Origin of the sequence: Marinobacter sp. DSM 26671 (assembly GCF_900112835.1) — a bacterium.
Taxonomy (GTDB): Bacteria; Pseudomonadota; Gammaproteobacteria; order Pseudomonadales; family Oleiphilaceae; genus Marinobacter; species Marinobacter flavimaris.
This window is the reverse complement of the sequence record NZ_FONF01000008.1, coordinates 194,446-207,895: the sequence shown is the minus strand read 5'-3', so window position 1 is coordinate 207,895 and position 13,450 is coordinate 194,446. Positions and strand designations below refer to the sequence as shown.

Here is a 13,450-nt window from a genome sequence, read left to right as displayed (position 1 = left end):
CTTTTTAACGCCATCGCAGGAGGAATGAATGCCCGGAACCGGAATTTGCAGAATCTTTGCGCCGGTTCTCGCCGTGCTTATTGCCGGTTGCGACCCGTTCTCGGATGCGCGTCCCATGATGGACGAGTATGTGGAGCGGGTGGCCCGCGTGTTGGAAGCCGATCCCGAGTTTTCTGACATTCCCTCCGCCAGCCAGCTTCCCCGCCGCCGTGACCGTGTGCTGACCATGCCCGAACTGGACATGGGAATGCTCGATTTTCTATCGCTCTACGGCTGTGAACTCCAGTACGTTGTTGGTGAGAAAAACTCGGTGATGGGGCGGGTTATGCAGCCCCTGAACCGCCTTCGTTATGAAATCCGGTTTATCGAAGCGGCCAGGGACTGTCTGCCGGATATAGAAGATGAGGAGTTCGCCGAAGAGCTTGTCGGTGGTATCGAGAGCAAGCTTGAATCCCTGCCCATTGCTATCTGGAATGCCACCTGGGGCGTCGAAGAAATCGAAAAGCTGTTTACCCTGGCCAAGGGCTACTATCCCGTCGCGCCAGAGGGCAATCCGGTGTCTGATCTCGCCCTTGATATCGACAGCCTGAACGCAGCAGTGGCCCGTTTGTACTCTGAAGATCTGGCGGTTTCCCTCGACTTTGCCGGCGACGTTCATCAGCGCTGGCAGGCAGAATACCGCGCCGGTCAGTTGATCAACAGCGCGCTTCTTCTGACTGCAAGGCTGAAGGACGGGACGGCATTGCTCAGGCAGAGAATTGAAGGCAAGCCTCTGTGTATTAACGGCCAGCCGAACAACCAGTCGGATATTGTTCAGAGTATGTTTTTCAGTATTTATATCGAAAAGATCCAACCCTATATGAGCACTGTGACCCAGGGACGGGTGGCGCTCATCGAGCCGTTCGAGCAGTTGGCGGAAATGCAGCGGGCGGTCATGCCAGAAAGTTTCGCCGGCTGGTATGAGCGGCATCTCTCACAGAGCGCCGAGGCCAGCCTGTGGCGGGAACTGGACGTGGCCATGATGGCCCACACCAAAGCCTGGCAGGAATTACTGGGCCAGTGCGGATTGCGCCCGGGAGCCTGACCCTCATTCAGCGCTGGCTTTCCGGCGTCACCCTCAGAATCTCTTCCACCGTTGTCTGGCCGGCGGCCACTTTCTGTGCACCACTCAAGCGCAGGGATTTCATGCCTTCCTTGTAGGCATCCAGCCTGAGCTGCTCCAGCTCGCAATGATCGGTGATCTGTCGTAGCAATGCGCCAGACAGCGTCATAATTTCATAAACCCCTGCGCGGCCAAGATACCCTGTGTTCCGGCATTCCAGGCAACCCACGGGCTGATAGAACTGCTTTGGAACCGGCGATTTCCAGGGCCGGGTGAGGGTCTGCCACGCCTGTTCGTCCGCGGGCCCGGGCGCCTTGCAATGGGGGCACAGAGTTCGGGCAAGCCGTTGTGCCATCACGCCCAGTACCGTTGCCCGAATCAGGTAAGGCGGAATGCCCAGTTCCATCATTCGGGTGATCGCACTCGGGGCGTCATTGGTATGCAGGGTCGATAGCACCAGGTGGCCTGTCAGGGCAGCCTGCACGGCCATTTCCGCCGTTTCCAGGTCGCGGATCTCGCCGATCATGATGATATCCGGGTCCTGACGCAGCAGCGCCCTTACGCCGGCTGCAAAGGTCAGGTCGATATTGGTCTGAACCTGCATCTGGTTGAACGCCGGCTCCACCATTTCGATGGGATCCTCGATGGTGCAGACGTTTAGCTCGGGCGATGCAATCTGTTTCAGGGTCGAATACAGGGTCGTGGTCTTGCCGGAACCAGTGGGCCCGGTGACAAGGACGATGCCGTGTGGGCGGGATGTGATTTCCTGCCAGCGCTGGCGGTCTTCCTTGCCGAATCCCAGTTGCTCGTAGGACTTCAAAAGCACGTCTGGATCAAAGATCCGCATGACCATCTTTTCGCCAAAGGCAGTCGGCATGGTGGCCAGACGCAGTTCCACCTCCCGGTTGTCGGGTTTGCGGGTCTTGATACGACCGTCCTGGGGGCGGCGTTTTTCCGCCACATTCAGGCGACCGAGGATCTTGAGGCGACTGGTCACCGCCACGCCCACATGCTCGGGGAACTCATAAACGTTGTGCAGAACGCCGTCGATCCGGAACCGGACCTGGGTGACCGTGCGGCGGGGCTCTATGTGAATATCCGAGGCGCGCTGGTCGAAGGCGTACTGGAGCAACCAATCGACAATCTTGACGACGTGCTGGTCATTGGCGTCCGGATGTTCGCTGGCGCCAAGATCGAGCAGCTGCTCGAAATTCTGGTTGCCGGCAACACCCGGGCCCTGGCTGCCGCTGGCCTTGCTGACGGAATTGGCGAGCTGGTAGAACTCCACGGTGTACCGGCGGATATCCTCGGGATTGGCGACAACGCGCCGGATATCCTTGCGAACGGCCTGTTGAAGGTTCTGCACCCAATCGCTCTTGAAAGGTTCTGCGCTGGCGATCAGCACCTCATCGGCGCCGATCTCAACGGCCAGGATGCCATGGCGCTGCGCAAAGGCGTAAGACATCACCCGGGCAATGGCGGGTGTGTCGATCTTGAGGGGATCAATATGGTAATAGGGTTGCCCCGCCCAGTCGGCCAGCCAGTGAGTCAGCCGATCCAGATCCAGGGTACGACCGCTCTTCTGGCTGGTCAGCGCGGCAATCGCCACCAGTTCCAGCGGGTGGCGCCTGCCTTTCTGTCCGTCGCCGGTTGCCGCGCCCAGGTTGGCCGACAACACCCGCTCTGCGTCTTCCTGGCTGATTTCCCCGCTGGTAACAAGCGCGGTGCAAACATCTCTCAGGGTCAGGGTACTTCTGGGCGGCGCGGGTGGCCGCTGCACCGTTCCGGAGTTGCTTGTGTCAGCCATAGAGGGTCAGTTCCAGGTCTTCAGGGTGTGTTTCCGTCTGCCACCGGCCGGTTCACCTTCAGGTGAATCATGGCAACAGTGAACAACAGGAAGGTCAGTACCGTCAAAATGACCGGCCCCGGGGCGCCTTCGCTCAGCCATGCCGAAACAACGGCCTGAGTGAAGTAGAAGATCACCACGAAGGACATCCAGATATAGCCCCGATTGTGACCGCGAAAGACCGTGACCGCAAAGGGCAGAAGCGGGACCAGTTTCACCGCCAGCATCAGGGGTATTGAAACACCCTCGACGGGAGCCGGGTAGAACGTGGTAATCAGCAGGGTGGCAAGCACGCCGATGTAAAGGGCGATCGTCGCCCGCACAGTGATGCGGGCCTTCGGGTTGTTCAGCATAGTGTGTTCCGGAGTCGATAAGTGTAAAGCAAAGTACGTCCTGCGCCCGGTCGCGTATCAGTCAGCGAGTTTCAGCGCCAGTCGCGCCAGACGTTCGCCGAAGGCCTGGCACAGGGCTTTCTCATGCGTGCTCAGGGGTTGCTGTTCGCCGGTTCCGGCCCAGTGGGTAGGGCCGTAGGGTGTGCCACCGGTGTCCGTTTCGCCGAGACTCTTCTCCGAGTAGGGGAGACCACAGACCACCATGCCATGATGCAGCAGCGGCATCATCATGGTCATGAGAGTCGTTTCCTGCCCGCCATGGAGGCTGCCGGTAGAGGTAAACGCGCCCGCCGGTTTGCCTTCCAGGGTTCCGCTCAGCCAGAGGTCGCCGGTCGTGTCGAGGAAATGCTTCAGGGGCGCTGCCATGTTGCCAAAGCGGGTGGGGCTGCCGATGGCCAGGCCGGCGCAATTTACGAGATCGGATTTGCTGGCGTAGGGCGCCCCAGAGTCCGGAACTGCGGGCAGGGACGCTTCCGTGTCCGGTGAAACCGGCGGTACCGCCCGCAACCTCGCTTCCATGCCTGTTACCCGGGCCACGCCACGACCAATCTGGCTGGCCAGCTCCGCAGTCTGGCCTGTGCGGCTGTAAAATAGCACGAGAACATAGGGCAATTGATCGGACATCATCAGAGATCCTTCTGATCTGGCTGGAGGAGATTGTTCGGCGTTACAGGATCGAGAGAACGTTTTCCGGTGGCCGGCCAAGTGCTGCTTTGCCGTTGGCGATCACAATCGGTCGTTCAATCAGTTTCGGTGTCGCTACCATCGCGGCGATGAGTTGTTCGTCGCTCAGGTCGGGGCTGTTCAGGCCCTGTTCTTTATACTCTTTTTCTTTCGTGCGCATCAGTTCGCGGGGGCGAAGATCCAGTGCGTTCAGGATATCCGTGAGCTCCTGCTCTGTCGGTGGTGTTTCCAGGTAGCGTATAATCTCTGGCTCAATTCCCCGTTCGGTAAGCAGTTCAAGGGTTTGGCGGGATTTCGAGCAGCGAGGGTTGTGGAAAATCCGGGTTGGTTCTGTCATCTTCGTGCCTGATTGTCTGAATGGAGTCCACGATTTCTGTGGCCGGTAGTCTAACAGGAGGTTTTCCAGTGCAGTACCCTGATTCTGTCCGTGGGCGTTCCGGCCTGCATGTTCTGGCCGTGGCGCTGCTCATTCTGGTGATGTCCGGCTGTCAGAAAATCGAGCTTGAGCGGGCAGAAGGCACAAAACTGAACTGGGACACCTTGCGCGGCCAGTGGGTGCTGGTTAACTACTGGGCGGAATGGTGCAAACCGTGCCTCGAGGAAATTCCCGAGCTCAATGAGCTGGACAAGGCGCCCGACATTACCGTACTCGCCGTCAATTTTGATGGGGTACGGGGTGACGCATTGGTCGAACTGGGCGAGCGTATGGGGATTGAATTTACCATGCTGGCGGACGATCCAGGGCCGGGGTTCGGCTGGACGTTACCGGTCGCGCTGCCTGCCACTTTTCTGGTTAATCCGGGCGGCGATCTGGTCGAGACCCGTTTCGGACCCCAGACCGAAGAAGAACTTCGGGCCGTGATCGGCGGTTGAGCCGGCCGCCCCAACTGAATTACACAGCAGGAATAACCTGACGTTATGTCGCAGACTTTTGTACACCTCCGCGTCCATTCCGAATACTCCATGGTGGATGGCCTGGTCAGGGTTAAACCGCTGATAAAGCGCGTTGCCGAGCTGGGCATGCCGGCTGTTGGCCTGACCGAGCAATCCAACATGTGCTCGCTGGTTCGCTTTTACAAGGCGGCCATGGGCGCGGGCGTCAAACCCATCATTGGCGCCGATCTGTGGCTGGAAAATCCGGACGAGCCCGAGAATCCGTTCCGCATCACGCTGTTGGCGCGAGATAACGACGGTTATCTCAACCTCACCGAAATCATTTCCCTGGGGTATACCGAGGGGCAGCGGTTTGGCAAGCCGATCATCCAGCGCAAATGGCTTGAGGCTCGGCCGAACGGTTTGATTGCGCTCTCTGGTTCGAGAATGGGCGATGTGGGCAAGGCTTTGATGGCGGGCAAACCGGAACTGGCCCGCGAGCGCGCCCGTTACTGGATGGATTTGTACCCGGATAGCTACTACCTCGAGTTACAGCGCACCGGTCGTCCAGGAGACGAAGACTGCCTGCACCTGAGTGTTGAGCTGGCCGGTGCTCTTGGCCTTCCGGTGGTTGCCACTAACGATGTGCACTTCCTGGAGGCGGAAGACTTTGAGGCTCACGAGGCCAGGGTCTGTATCGGTGAGAGTCGTACCCTGGATGATCCGCGCCGTGATCGCCGGTTCAGTGACCAGCAGTACCTGCGCAGCGCCGATGAGATGATCGAGCTGTTCAGCGACATCCCGGAAGCAATCGAGAACACCGTGGAGATTGCCCGGCGTTGCTCGGTGAAGGTTCGGATGGGTGAGTATTTCCTGCCCAATTACCCGATTCCCGATGGCATGACCATGGACGACTATTTCCGGAAGGTCTCCGAGGAGGGGCTGGAAGAGCGGCTGGCCAAGACCCTCAGCAAGGACGATCCGGAATACGATGCCAAACGCGAGGCCTACTACAAGCGCCTGAACTTCGAGCTGGATATCATCATCCAGATGGGGTTCCCGGGCTACTTTCTGATCGTGATGGACTTCATCAAGTGGGCCAAGAACAACGGTGTGCCCGTGGGGCCGGGCCGGGGTTCCGGTGCCGGCTCGCTGGTGGCCTACGCCCAGCTGATCACTGACCTGGATCCACTAGAATATGACCTGCTGTTCGAGCGGTTCCTGAACCCGGAACGGGTTTCCATGCCCGACTTTGACGTCGACTTTTGCATGGAGGGTCGGGACCGGGTGATCGAATACACCGCCCAGAAATACGGGCGTGAGGCGGTGTCGCAGATCATTACCTTCGGCACCATGGCCGCGAAGGCGGTTGTGCGGGATGTTGCTCGGGTGCAGGGCAAATCCTATGGCCTGGCCGACAAGCTGTCCAAAATGATCCCGTTCGAGCCGGGCATGACCCTGGAGAAGGCTCTGGAGCAGGAGCCACAGCTGGTCGAGTTTCTCGAGAACGACGAGGAAGCCCAGGAAATCTGGGAAATGGCCCTGAAGCTCGAGGGCGTGTGCAGGAACGCCGGTAAACACGCCGGCGGCGTGGTGATCGCGCCTACCAAGATCACCGATTTTTCGCCCCTGTACTGCGACGACGAGGGCGGAAGCCTGGTGACCCAGTTTGACAAGGGCGACGTGGAAGACGCCGGCCTGGTGAAGTTCGACTTCCTGGGCCTGCGGACGCTTACGATCATCAAGTGGGCGCTGAACATGATCAATCCGCGCCGGGAAAAGAAGGGCATGCAGCCGCTCGACATTAACGAGATTCCGCTGGATGACGTGCCCTCGTTCGACATGCTCAAGAAAGCGGAAACCACGGCGGTGTTCCAGCTGGAATCCCGGGGCATGAAAGACCTGATTCGCCGTCTCCAACCGGACTCCCTCGAAGACATGATCGCCCTCGTGGCCCTGTTCCGGCCGGGGCCGCTGCAATCGGGCATGGTGGACGACTTTATCGACCGTAAGCACGGCCGCCAACCCATGTCCTTCCCGCATCCGGATTACCAGTATGAAGGCCTGAAGCCGGTTCTGGAGCCCACCTACGGGGTTATCCTGTACCAGGAGCAGGTCATGCAGATCGCCCAGGTGATGGCTGGTTATACCCTTGGTAATGCGGACATGCTGCGGCGCGCCATGGGTAAGAAAAAGCCCGAGGAAATGGCCAAGCAGAAGCAGTTTTTCCTGGATGGCTGTGAGCAGAACGGGATCAACACGACCCTGGCCGAAAACATCTTTGACCTGGTAGAGAAGTTTGCCGGCTACGGCTTCAACAAATCCCACTCCGCCGCCTATGCACTGGTGTCCTACCAGACACTCTGGCTGAAAGCCCATTACCCGGCAGAATTCATGGCCGCGGTACTGACTGCCGATATGCAGAACACCGACAAGGTGGTCACGCTGGTAGAAGAGTGCCGGAACATGAAACTGGATCTTCTGGTGCCAGACGTCAGCCGTTCGGAATACACCTTTACCGTCAACGACGAAGGCCAGATTGTGTATGGCCTCGGTGCTATCAAAGGCCTGGGCGAGGGCCCGATTCAGAGCATCGTGGAAGGTCGTGGCGATGGCGAGCCCTATCAGGATATTTTCGATTTTTGCCGACGCATTGACCTGAAAAAGGTCAACAAGCGCGCCATGGAAGCGCTGATCCGGTGCGGCGCCATGGACAAGCTTGGCGCCAGCCGGGCTCAGTTGATGGCCAGCATCGATAAGGCCGTGCAGCAGGCCGGCCAGCAATCCCGTAACGAGTCCGTCGGCATGATGGATATGTTCGGCGAAATGCTCGAGGCCGGTGATGGTGGCGATCCCTACGAGGACGTGGCCGGCATGCGCGAGTGGCCCGAAAAACAGCGGCTGAAAGGGGAGAAAGATACCCTGGGGCTTTACCTCACCGGCCACCCGTTTGATGAATACGAGAAAGAGGTTCGGCGGTTTGTCCGGTCCTCCATCGCCGATCTGAAGCCGAACAAGTCACCCCAGCGCGTCGCCGGGTTGGTGGTTGCCCAGCGCACCATGAAAACCCGCACCGGTTCCACCATGTGTTTCATTACGCTGGATGACAGGAGCGCGCGGATAGAGGCGACCCTGTTCTCGGAAGCCTTCTTTGAAAATCGGGAGCTGTTGCAATCTGACCAGGTGATTGTGGTGGAAGGTCAGGTGAGCCACGACGACTATTCCGGCCAGACGAAGATGCGGGTGAGCTCGGTGATGGATGTCGCGAGCGCTCGTCAGCAGTTTAGCCGTGGGTTGAAGCTCAACCTGCACGCCGATCAGCTGCAGAACGGACTGCTGGACAAACTGGACACCACCCTGAGGCCGTTCCGCTGTGATGGCAGTCCGGTCTGGATTGAGTACAGCAGCCCCGAGGCGTCCACCCGGATCGAGCTGGGTGAATCCTGGCGGGTGCAGCCGGATGACAACCTGCTACTGGAGCTCCGTTACCTCGTAGGCGACCAGTCGGTAGAACTGGTCTATGATTGAGTAAGCTGAAAATTAAAAGTTTGTCAGATAGCGGACTCATACCAATGTCCGCTTTAGCCACTGACCGGGCGCTGCTATCTTTGTGTAAATTCTGGTTTGGCGGAGCATTTTCCCGCCTGGCAAAAAATGATGGAACATCATGAACCCTAACTATCTGGATTTCGAACAGCCAATCGCCGACCTGGAAGCCAAGATTGAAGAGCTTCGGATGGTTGGCAATGACACCGACATCAATATCACCGACGAGATCACCCGGCTGAAGAAAAAGAGCGTCAGCCTCACAGAGAGCATTTTCTCCGATCTCAAACCCTGGGACGTTGCCCGACTGGCTCGCCATCCCCGCAGGCCCTACACCCTGGACTACATCGAATCCATGTTTGAGGATTTCGATGAACTGCACGGCGATCGCCGTTATGCAGACGACCTGGCGATCGTAGGGGGTACTGCCCGGCTGGACGACAAGCCGGTAATGGTGATTGGTCACCAGAAGGGCCGGGAAGTGCGGGACAAGGTAAAGCGCAACTTTGGTATGCCGCGCCCTGAGGGCTATCGCAAGGCCCTGCGCCTGATGGAAATGGCCGAGCGGTTCAAGATGCCCATTCTCACGTTCATCGACACGCCGGGTGCCTATCCCGGCATTGGTGCGGAAGAGCGTGGGCAGAGTGAGGCCATTGCCTTCAACCTGGCCGTGATGTCCCGCCTCAAGACACCCATTATCTCCACGGTGATCGGTGAGGGCGGTTCCGGTGGCGCGCTGGCCATCGGTGTCTGTGACCAGCTGAACATGCTGCAGTATTCCACCTACGCGGTGATTTCCCCAGAGGGCTGTGCGTCGATCCTCTGGAAAAGTGCCGAATACGCTGCCCAGGCGGCGGAGGCCATGGGTGTTACGGCTGACCGGCTTAAAGATCTGGGGCTGGCGGATAACGTGGTAACCGAGCCCCTCGGCGGTGCTCACCGCAACCCTGAAAAAATGTCGGAATCCCTCAAAGAGGTTCTGGCGAAAGGCGTCGCTGAGCTCAGCCGCCTGCCACTGGATGAGCTGGTATCCCGCCGCTACGAGCGGCTGACCCGCTATGACACCGGGCGCTGAGCCCGGTTCCGGATTCCACTGGCCGGAGGCCCTGTGTGCCCCGGTCAGAGAACTCCCCGATCACGCCCGTCTTTGGGTCGCCCTGAGCGGTGGCCTCGATTCCACCCTGTTATTGCACCTGGCAGCCCACTGCCATGGCTGTTCCGGCGCTGTCCGGGCGATCCATATCAATCATCAGCTTCAACCCAATGCATCGGATACCGAGTCGTTTTGTCGCGGTGAATGTGAGCGACTTGGCGTGCCGCTTGTGGTTGAGCGGGTAACCGTCGATGGTGGTCGTAGCTCGGGTGCGGGTATAGAGGAAGCTGCCCGCAAGGCCCGCTATGCCGCCCTCGAGGCGCTGGTCGGGAAGGGCGACCTGGTTTTGATGGCTCACCATGGGGATGACCAGGCGGAAACCGTTCTGTTCCGGATGCTCAGGGGCAGCGGTGTGGCCGGGCTAGCGGGCATGCCGGCCAGTCGTGAGCTGGGCACCGCGACCCTCGTCCGGCCCCTGCTCGGGTTTGAGAGGGCCGAACTCGAGCGCTGGGCCCGGGTCGCTGGCCTGTCATGGGTTGAAGACCCCAGCAATACCGACCAGCGATTTGACCGGAATTTCCTCCGTCACACTGTGTTGCCGCTCTTGCGGGATCGCTGGCCGGGGTTGAATCGCAGGCTGCGGCACACGGCGGAATCCTGTGGCGAGAGCGAAGCGCTGAACCGCAAGCTGGCCGCTTTGCAGTGGCAGGCAATCGGCGGCGACCGGGACCGTCTCCCCGTTGATGGCCTGAAAACACTGCCTCTGGCGGAGCAGAAGAATCTGGTCCGTTGGTGGGCACGGGAACGCGGGTTTCATGCGCCCACCCCTGGTGACTGGCAGCAGTTCATTCGGGACCTGCTGTTTGCCGCAGAGGATCGGGAGCCGGAGTTCCGGTCCGACGGTTTCAGTCTGCGACGTTTCCAGGGTGATCTTTGCCTGGTTCCCGACCGCGGCCCTTTACCGGACGCTCCGGTCGATCTCGAGCCGGGGGAGGGCGTGGCGTGGGGAGAGTGGTCCCTCAGGTTGGAATCTGTCGTTACCCCGGAACAGTCGTTGCCGCCAATACGGATATTTACGAGGCAGGGTGGCGAGCGGGTCCGTTTCCGTCCCGGTGGGCCGTCCCGTTCGCTCAAGAAATGGCTGCAGGAAGTCGGCGTTCCACCCTGGGAAAGGGCCCGTCTGCCGCTGGTTTTCGCGGGTTCCGGGGACGCAGCAGAGCTCATTGCCATTGGCGATTTATGGTGTTCTGAACAATACTCGGGAGGCGCCCATGCCGCCGGTTGGCGGCTGGTCGTAGAGCGGGAATGTGATTGAGTCAATGGGGCCTTTCTGGTAGTCTGGCGTCCCATCTTGAGATGACAATCTCCCTCCTTCACCGAACCAGACAATCACGGAATCTGCATGACGCGTTATATTTTCGTCACCGGCGGTGTCGTGTCCTCCTTGGGGAAAGGTATCGCATCAGCCTCTCTGGCTGCGATCCTCGAGGCACGCGGCCTGAAGGTCACTATTCTCAAGCTGGACCCGTACATCAACGTGGACCCCGGCACCATGAGCCCGTTCCAGCACGGTGAGGTTTTTGTCACCGAGGATGGCGCGGAAACAGACCTCGATCTGGGCCACTACGAGCGCTTCATCCGCTCCCCGATGAGCAAGCGCAACAACTTCACCACCGGTCGGGTGTACGAGGAAGTAATCCGCAAGGAGCGCCGTGGCGACTACCTGGGCGGAACTGTGCAGGTAATCCCCCATATCACTGACGAGATCAAGCGCCGGGTCGTTGAAGGTGCTGCTGGCGCCGACGTAGCGCTGATCGAGATTGGTGGCACGGTAGGCGATATTGAATCCCTGCCGTTCCTCGAAGCCTGCCGCCAACTGAAGGTTGAAGTCGGTCCCCAGCGTGCACTTTTCATGCACCTGACCCTGGTTCCGTACATTGCCACTGCGGGTGAGATCAAGACCAAGCCCACCCAGCACTCGGTCAAGGAAATGCGCTCTATCGGTCTGCAGCCGGATATCCTGCTGTGCCGCTCCGAGCACGAGGTGGACGCCAGTTCACGACGCAAGATTGCCCTGTTCACCAACGTCGAAGAGCGGGCCGTTATTCCTCTCCAGGATGCAAAATCCATTTACGCCATTCCTCGCATGCTCTATGAGCATGGCCTGGATCAGCTCGTTATCGAACGATTCGGCCTGGATGCACGTCCTGCGGACCTCAGTGAGTGGGACAACGTTGTTGAATCACTGATGAATCCCGAGCAGGAAGTGACCATTGCCATGGTTGGCAAGTACATGGAGCTTCTCGACGCGTACAAGTCGCTGATCGAATCCCTGCTGCACGCCGGCATCAAGACCCGCACCAAGGTCAATATCAACTACATCGATTCCGAAGACATCGAGCGTGATGGCACCGGTGCGCTGACCAGTGCCGACGCGATTCTGGTGCCGGGCGGTTTCGGTGAGCGCGGCGTGGAAGGCAAGATCCGCACGGTTCAGTATGCCCGTGAGAACAAGGTGCCTTACCTTGGCATCTGCCTGGGTATGCAGGTTGCTGTAATTGAATACGCGCGGAACGTGGCCGGTCTGACCGACGCTCACAGCACAGAATTCCGCGAGCACACGCCGGAGCCGGTGGTGGGCCTGATCACCGAATGGCTGGATTCCACCGGAGAGCGCGAAGAGCGTACGGAAGAATCTGATCTTGGCGGGACCATGCGTCTCGGCGCCCAGGATTGCGTGCTTACCGAAGGTTCCACCATTGCCAACTGCTATGGCAAGAAAACCATTCGCGAGCGTCATCGCCATCGTTACGAGGTCAACAACCACTTCCTGCCAAAGTTGGAAGAGGCCGGTCTTCAGATCTCAGGTCGTTCGACCGATGGTCGTCTGGTCGAAGTGGTTGAAGCGCCGGATCATCCCTGGTTTGTCGCCTGTCAGTTCCATCCGGAATTTACCTCCACACCCAGGGACGGCCACCCGCTGTTCAAAGGCTTTGTTGAGGCAGCACTGGCCTGTAAGAAAGGATCCTGAGCATGGCGCAGAGCACTGTAAACGTTTCGGGAATCGACGTCGCCAACGACAAACCGTTTGTGCTCTTTGGTGGCATGAACGTCCTTGAGTCGCCGGAGCTGGCCATGGAGGTTGCCGAGGCCTACGTTGAGGCCACCGGCAAGCTCGGCATTCCCTACGTTTTCAAGGCGTCGTTTGATAAGGCCAACCGTTCGTCGGTGAATTCGTTTCGTGGTCCAGGCCTTGAGAAAGGGCTGCAGATTCTGGCGGACATCAAAAGCAAGTTTGGTGTTCCCATTATTTCGGACGTCCACGAGCCGGCCCAGGCCGCTCTCGCAGCGCAGGTATGCGACATCATCCAGCTGCCGGCTTTCCTGAGCCGCCAGACCGACCTGGTGGTCGCCATGGCGAAAACCGGTGCGGTGATCAACATCAAGAAGGCCCAGTTCCTGGCTCCCCAGGAAATGAAGCACATCATCACCAAGTGCGAGGAAGCCGGCAATGACAAGGTGATCCTGTGTGAGCGGGGCAGCAGCTTCGGCTACAACAACCTGGTTGTCGACATGCTGGGCTTTGGCATTATGAAAGCCATGAACGTACCGGTGATGTTCGATGTGACCCACTCCCTGCAAATGCCCGGCGGACGCGCGGATTCGGCCGGTGGCCGACGTGCCCAGGTGACTGACCTGGCGCTGGCGGGTATGTCCCAGGGGTTGGCCGGTTTGTTCCTGGAGGCCCATCCGGACCCGGACAAAGCCAAGTGCGATGGCCCCTGCGCTTTGCGGCTGAGCCAGCTTGAGCCCTTCCTGCAGCGGGTGAAAGCTGTGGATGATCTGGTAAAAAGCTTTAAATCTATCGACACCGCCTGATTGGCGGTGTTGGCGTTTTACGCGGACTATGGGAG

At 59.3% G+C, this 13,450-nt stretch carries 11 protein-coding genes; 7 read left to right on the top strand and 4 right to left on the bottom strand.

Annotated features, from left to right (window positions below):
- Positions 1–28 precede the first annotated feature (28 nt).
- Complete coding sequence (locus BM035_RS11415; RefSeq protein ID WP_092031932.1) at positions 29–1,084, top strand: DUF3080 domain-containing protein; 1,056 nt, start codon at positions 29–31, stop codon at positions 1,082–1,084.
- A gap of 7 nt (positions 1,085–1,091) precedes the next feature.
- On the opposite strand, the gene BM035_RS11410 is transcribed toward BM035_RS11415, so the two are convergent.
- Genes BM035_RS11410 through arsC form a run of 4 tightly spaced genes read right to left on the bottom strand, consistent with a single transcriptional unit; the run spans position 1,092 to position 4,361 of the window.
- Entirely contained in the window at positions 1,092–2,909 is a 1,818-nt protein-coding gene (locus BM035_RS11410; protein WP_092031931.1) for a GspE/PulE family protein, read from the bottom strand.
- 20 nt (positions 2,910–2,929) lie between these two features.
- Positions 2,930–3,301, bottom strand: a complete 372-nt coding sequence (locus tag BM035_RS11405; RefSeq protein WP_008172908.1) for a DUF2069 domain-containing protein — start codon at positions 3,299–3,301, stop codon at positions 2,930–2,932.
- 57 nt (positions 3,302–3,358) lie between these two features.
- Positions 3,359–3,964, bottom strand: coding sequence for an NAD(P)H:quinone oxidoreductase (wrbA, locus tag BM035_RS11400; RefSeq protein ID WP_092031943.1), 606 nt, complete (start codon positions 3,962–3,964; stop codon positions 3,359–3,361).
- Between the two features lie 43 nt (positions 3,965–4,007).
- Positions 4,008–4,361, bottom strand: a complete 354-nt coding sequence (gene arsC, locus BM035_RS11395; RefSeq protein WP_092031928.1) for an arsenate reductase (glutaredoxin) — start codon at positions 4,359–4,361, stop codon at positions 4,008–4,010.
- 68 nt (positions 4,362–4,429) lie between these two features.
- On the opposite strand from arsC, the gene BM035_RS11390 reads away from it, so the two are divergent.
- From BM035_RS11390 to kdsA, 6 genes are all read left to right on the top strand, one after another.
- The gene (locus BM035_RS11390) at positions 4,430–4,897 is read left to right on the top strand and encodes a TlpA family protein disulfide reductase (protein WP_092031925.1); all 468 of its coding nucleotides are present in this window, start codon (positions 4,430–4,432) and stop codon (positions 4,895–4,897) included.
- A 45-nt stretch (positions 4,898–4,942) separates the two neighbouring features.
- A complete protein-coding gene (dnaE, locus tag BM035_RS11385; protein ID WP_092031923.1) occupies positions 4,943–8,425 on the top strand; it encodes a DNA polymerase III subunit alpha in 3,483 nt (1,160 codons plus the stop codon).
- A 139-nt stretch (positions 8,426–8,564) separates the two neighbouring features.
- Complete coding sequence (gene accA, locus BM035_RS11380; protein ID WP_008172897.1) at positions 8,565–9,518, top strand: acetyl-CoA carboxylase carboxyl transferase subunit alpha; 954 nt, start codon at positions 8,565–8,567, stop codon at positions 9,516–9,518.
- Complete coding sequence (gene tilS, locus BM035_RS11375) at positions 9,502–10,851, top strand: tRNA lysidine(34) synthetase TilS (protein ID WP_092031920.1); 1,350 nt, start codon at positions 9,502–9,504, stop codon at positions 10,849–10,851. The genes accA and tilS overlap by 17 nt, the downstream gene beginning before the upstream one ends.
- Before the next feature lie 87 nt (positions 10,852–10,938).
- On the top strand, positions 10,939–12,567 hold the full coding sequence (locus tag BM035_RS11370) for a CTP synthase (RefSeq protein WP_092031918.1): 1,629 nt from the start codon (positions 10,939–10,941) through the stop codon (positions 12,565–12,567).
- A 2-nt stretch (positions 12,568–12,569) separates the two neighbouring features.
- Complete coding sequence (gene kdsA, locus BM035_RS11365; RefSeq protein ID WP_092031915.1) at positions 12,570–13,415, top strand: 3-deoxy-8-phosphooctulonate synthase; 846 nt, start codon at positions 12,570–12,572, stop codon at positions 13,413–13,415.
- Positions 13,416–13,450 lie beyond the last annotated feature (35 nt).

Excerpts from the sequence above, each read along its gene's own strand:
- accA (WP_008172897.1), top strand. The coding sequence starts at position 8,565 with ATGAACCCTAACTATCTGGATTTCGAACAGCCAATCGCCGACCTGGAA.
- BM035_RS11370 (WP_092031918.1), top strand. The coding sequence starts at position 10,939 with ATGACGCGTTATATTTTCGTCACCGGCGGTGTCGTGTCCTCCTTGGGG.
- kdsA (WP_092031915.1), top strand. The coding sequence starts at position 12,570 with ATGGCGCAGAGCACTGTAAACGTTTCGGGAATCGACGTCGCCAACGAC.
- wrbA (WP_092031943.1), bottom strand. The coding sequence starts at position 3,964 with ATGTCCGATCAATTGCCCTATGTTCTCGTGCTATTTTACAGCCGCACA.
- BM035_RS11415 (WP_092031932.1), top strand. The coding sequence starts at position 29 with ATGCCCGGAACCGGAATTTGCAGAATCTTTGCGCCGGTTCTCGCCGTG.
- BM035_RS11410 (WP_092031931.1), bottom strand. The coding sequence starts at position 2,909 with ATGGCTGACACAAGCAACTCCGGAACGGTGCAGCGGCCACCCGCGCCG.
- tilS (WP_092031920.1), top strand. The coding sequence starts at position 9,502 with ATGACACCGGGCGCTGAGCCCGGTTCCGGATTCCACTGGCCGGAGGCC.
- BM035_RS11405 (WP_008172908.1), bottom strand. The coding sequence starts at position 3,301 with ATGCTGAACAACCCGAAGGCCCGCATCACTGTGCGGGCGACGATCGCC.
- arsC (WP_092031928.1), bottom strand. The coding sequence starts at position 4,361 with ATGACAGAACCAACCCGGATTTTCCACAACCCTCGCTGCTCGAAATCC.
- dnaE (WP_092031923.1), top strand. The coding sequence starts at position 4,943 with ATGTCGCAGACTTTTGTACACCTCCGCGTCCATTCCGAATACTCCATG.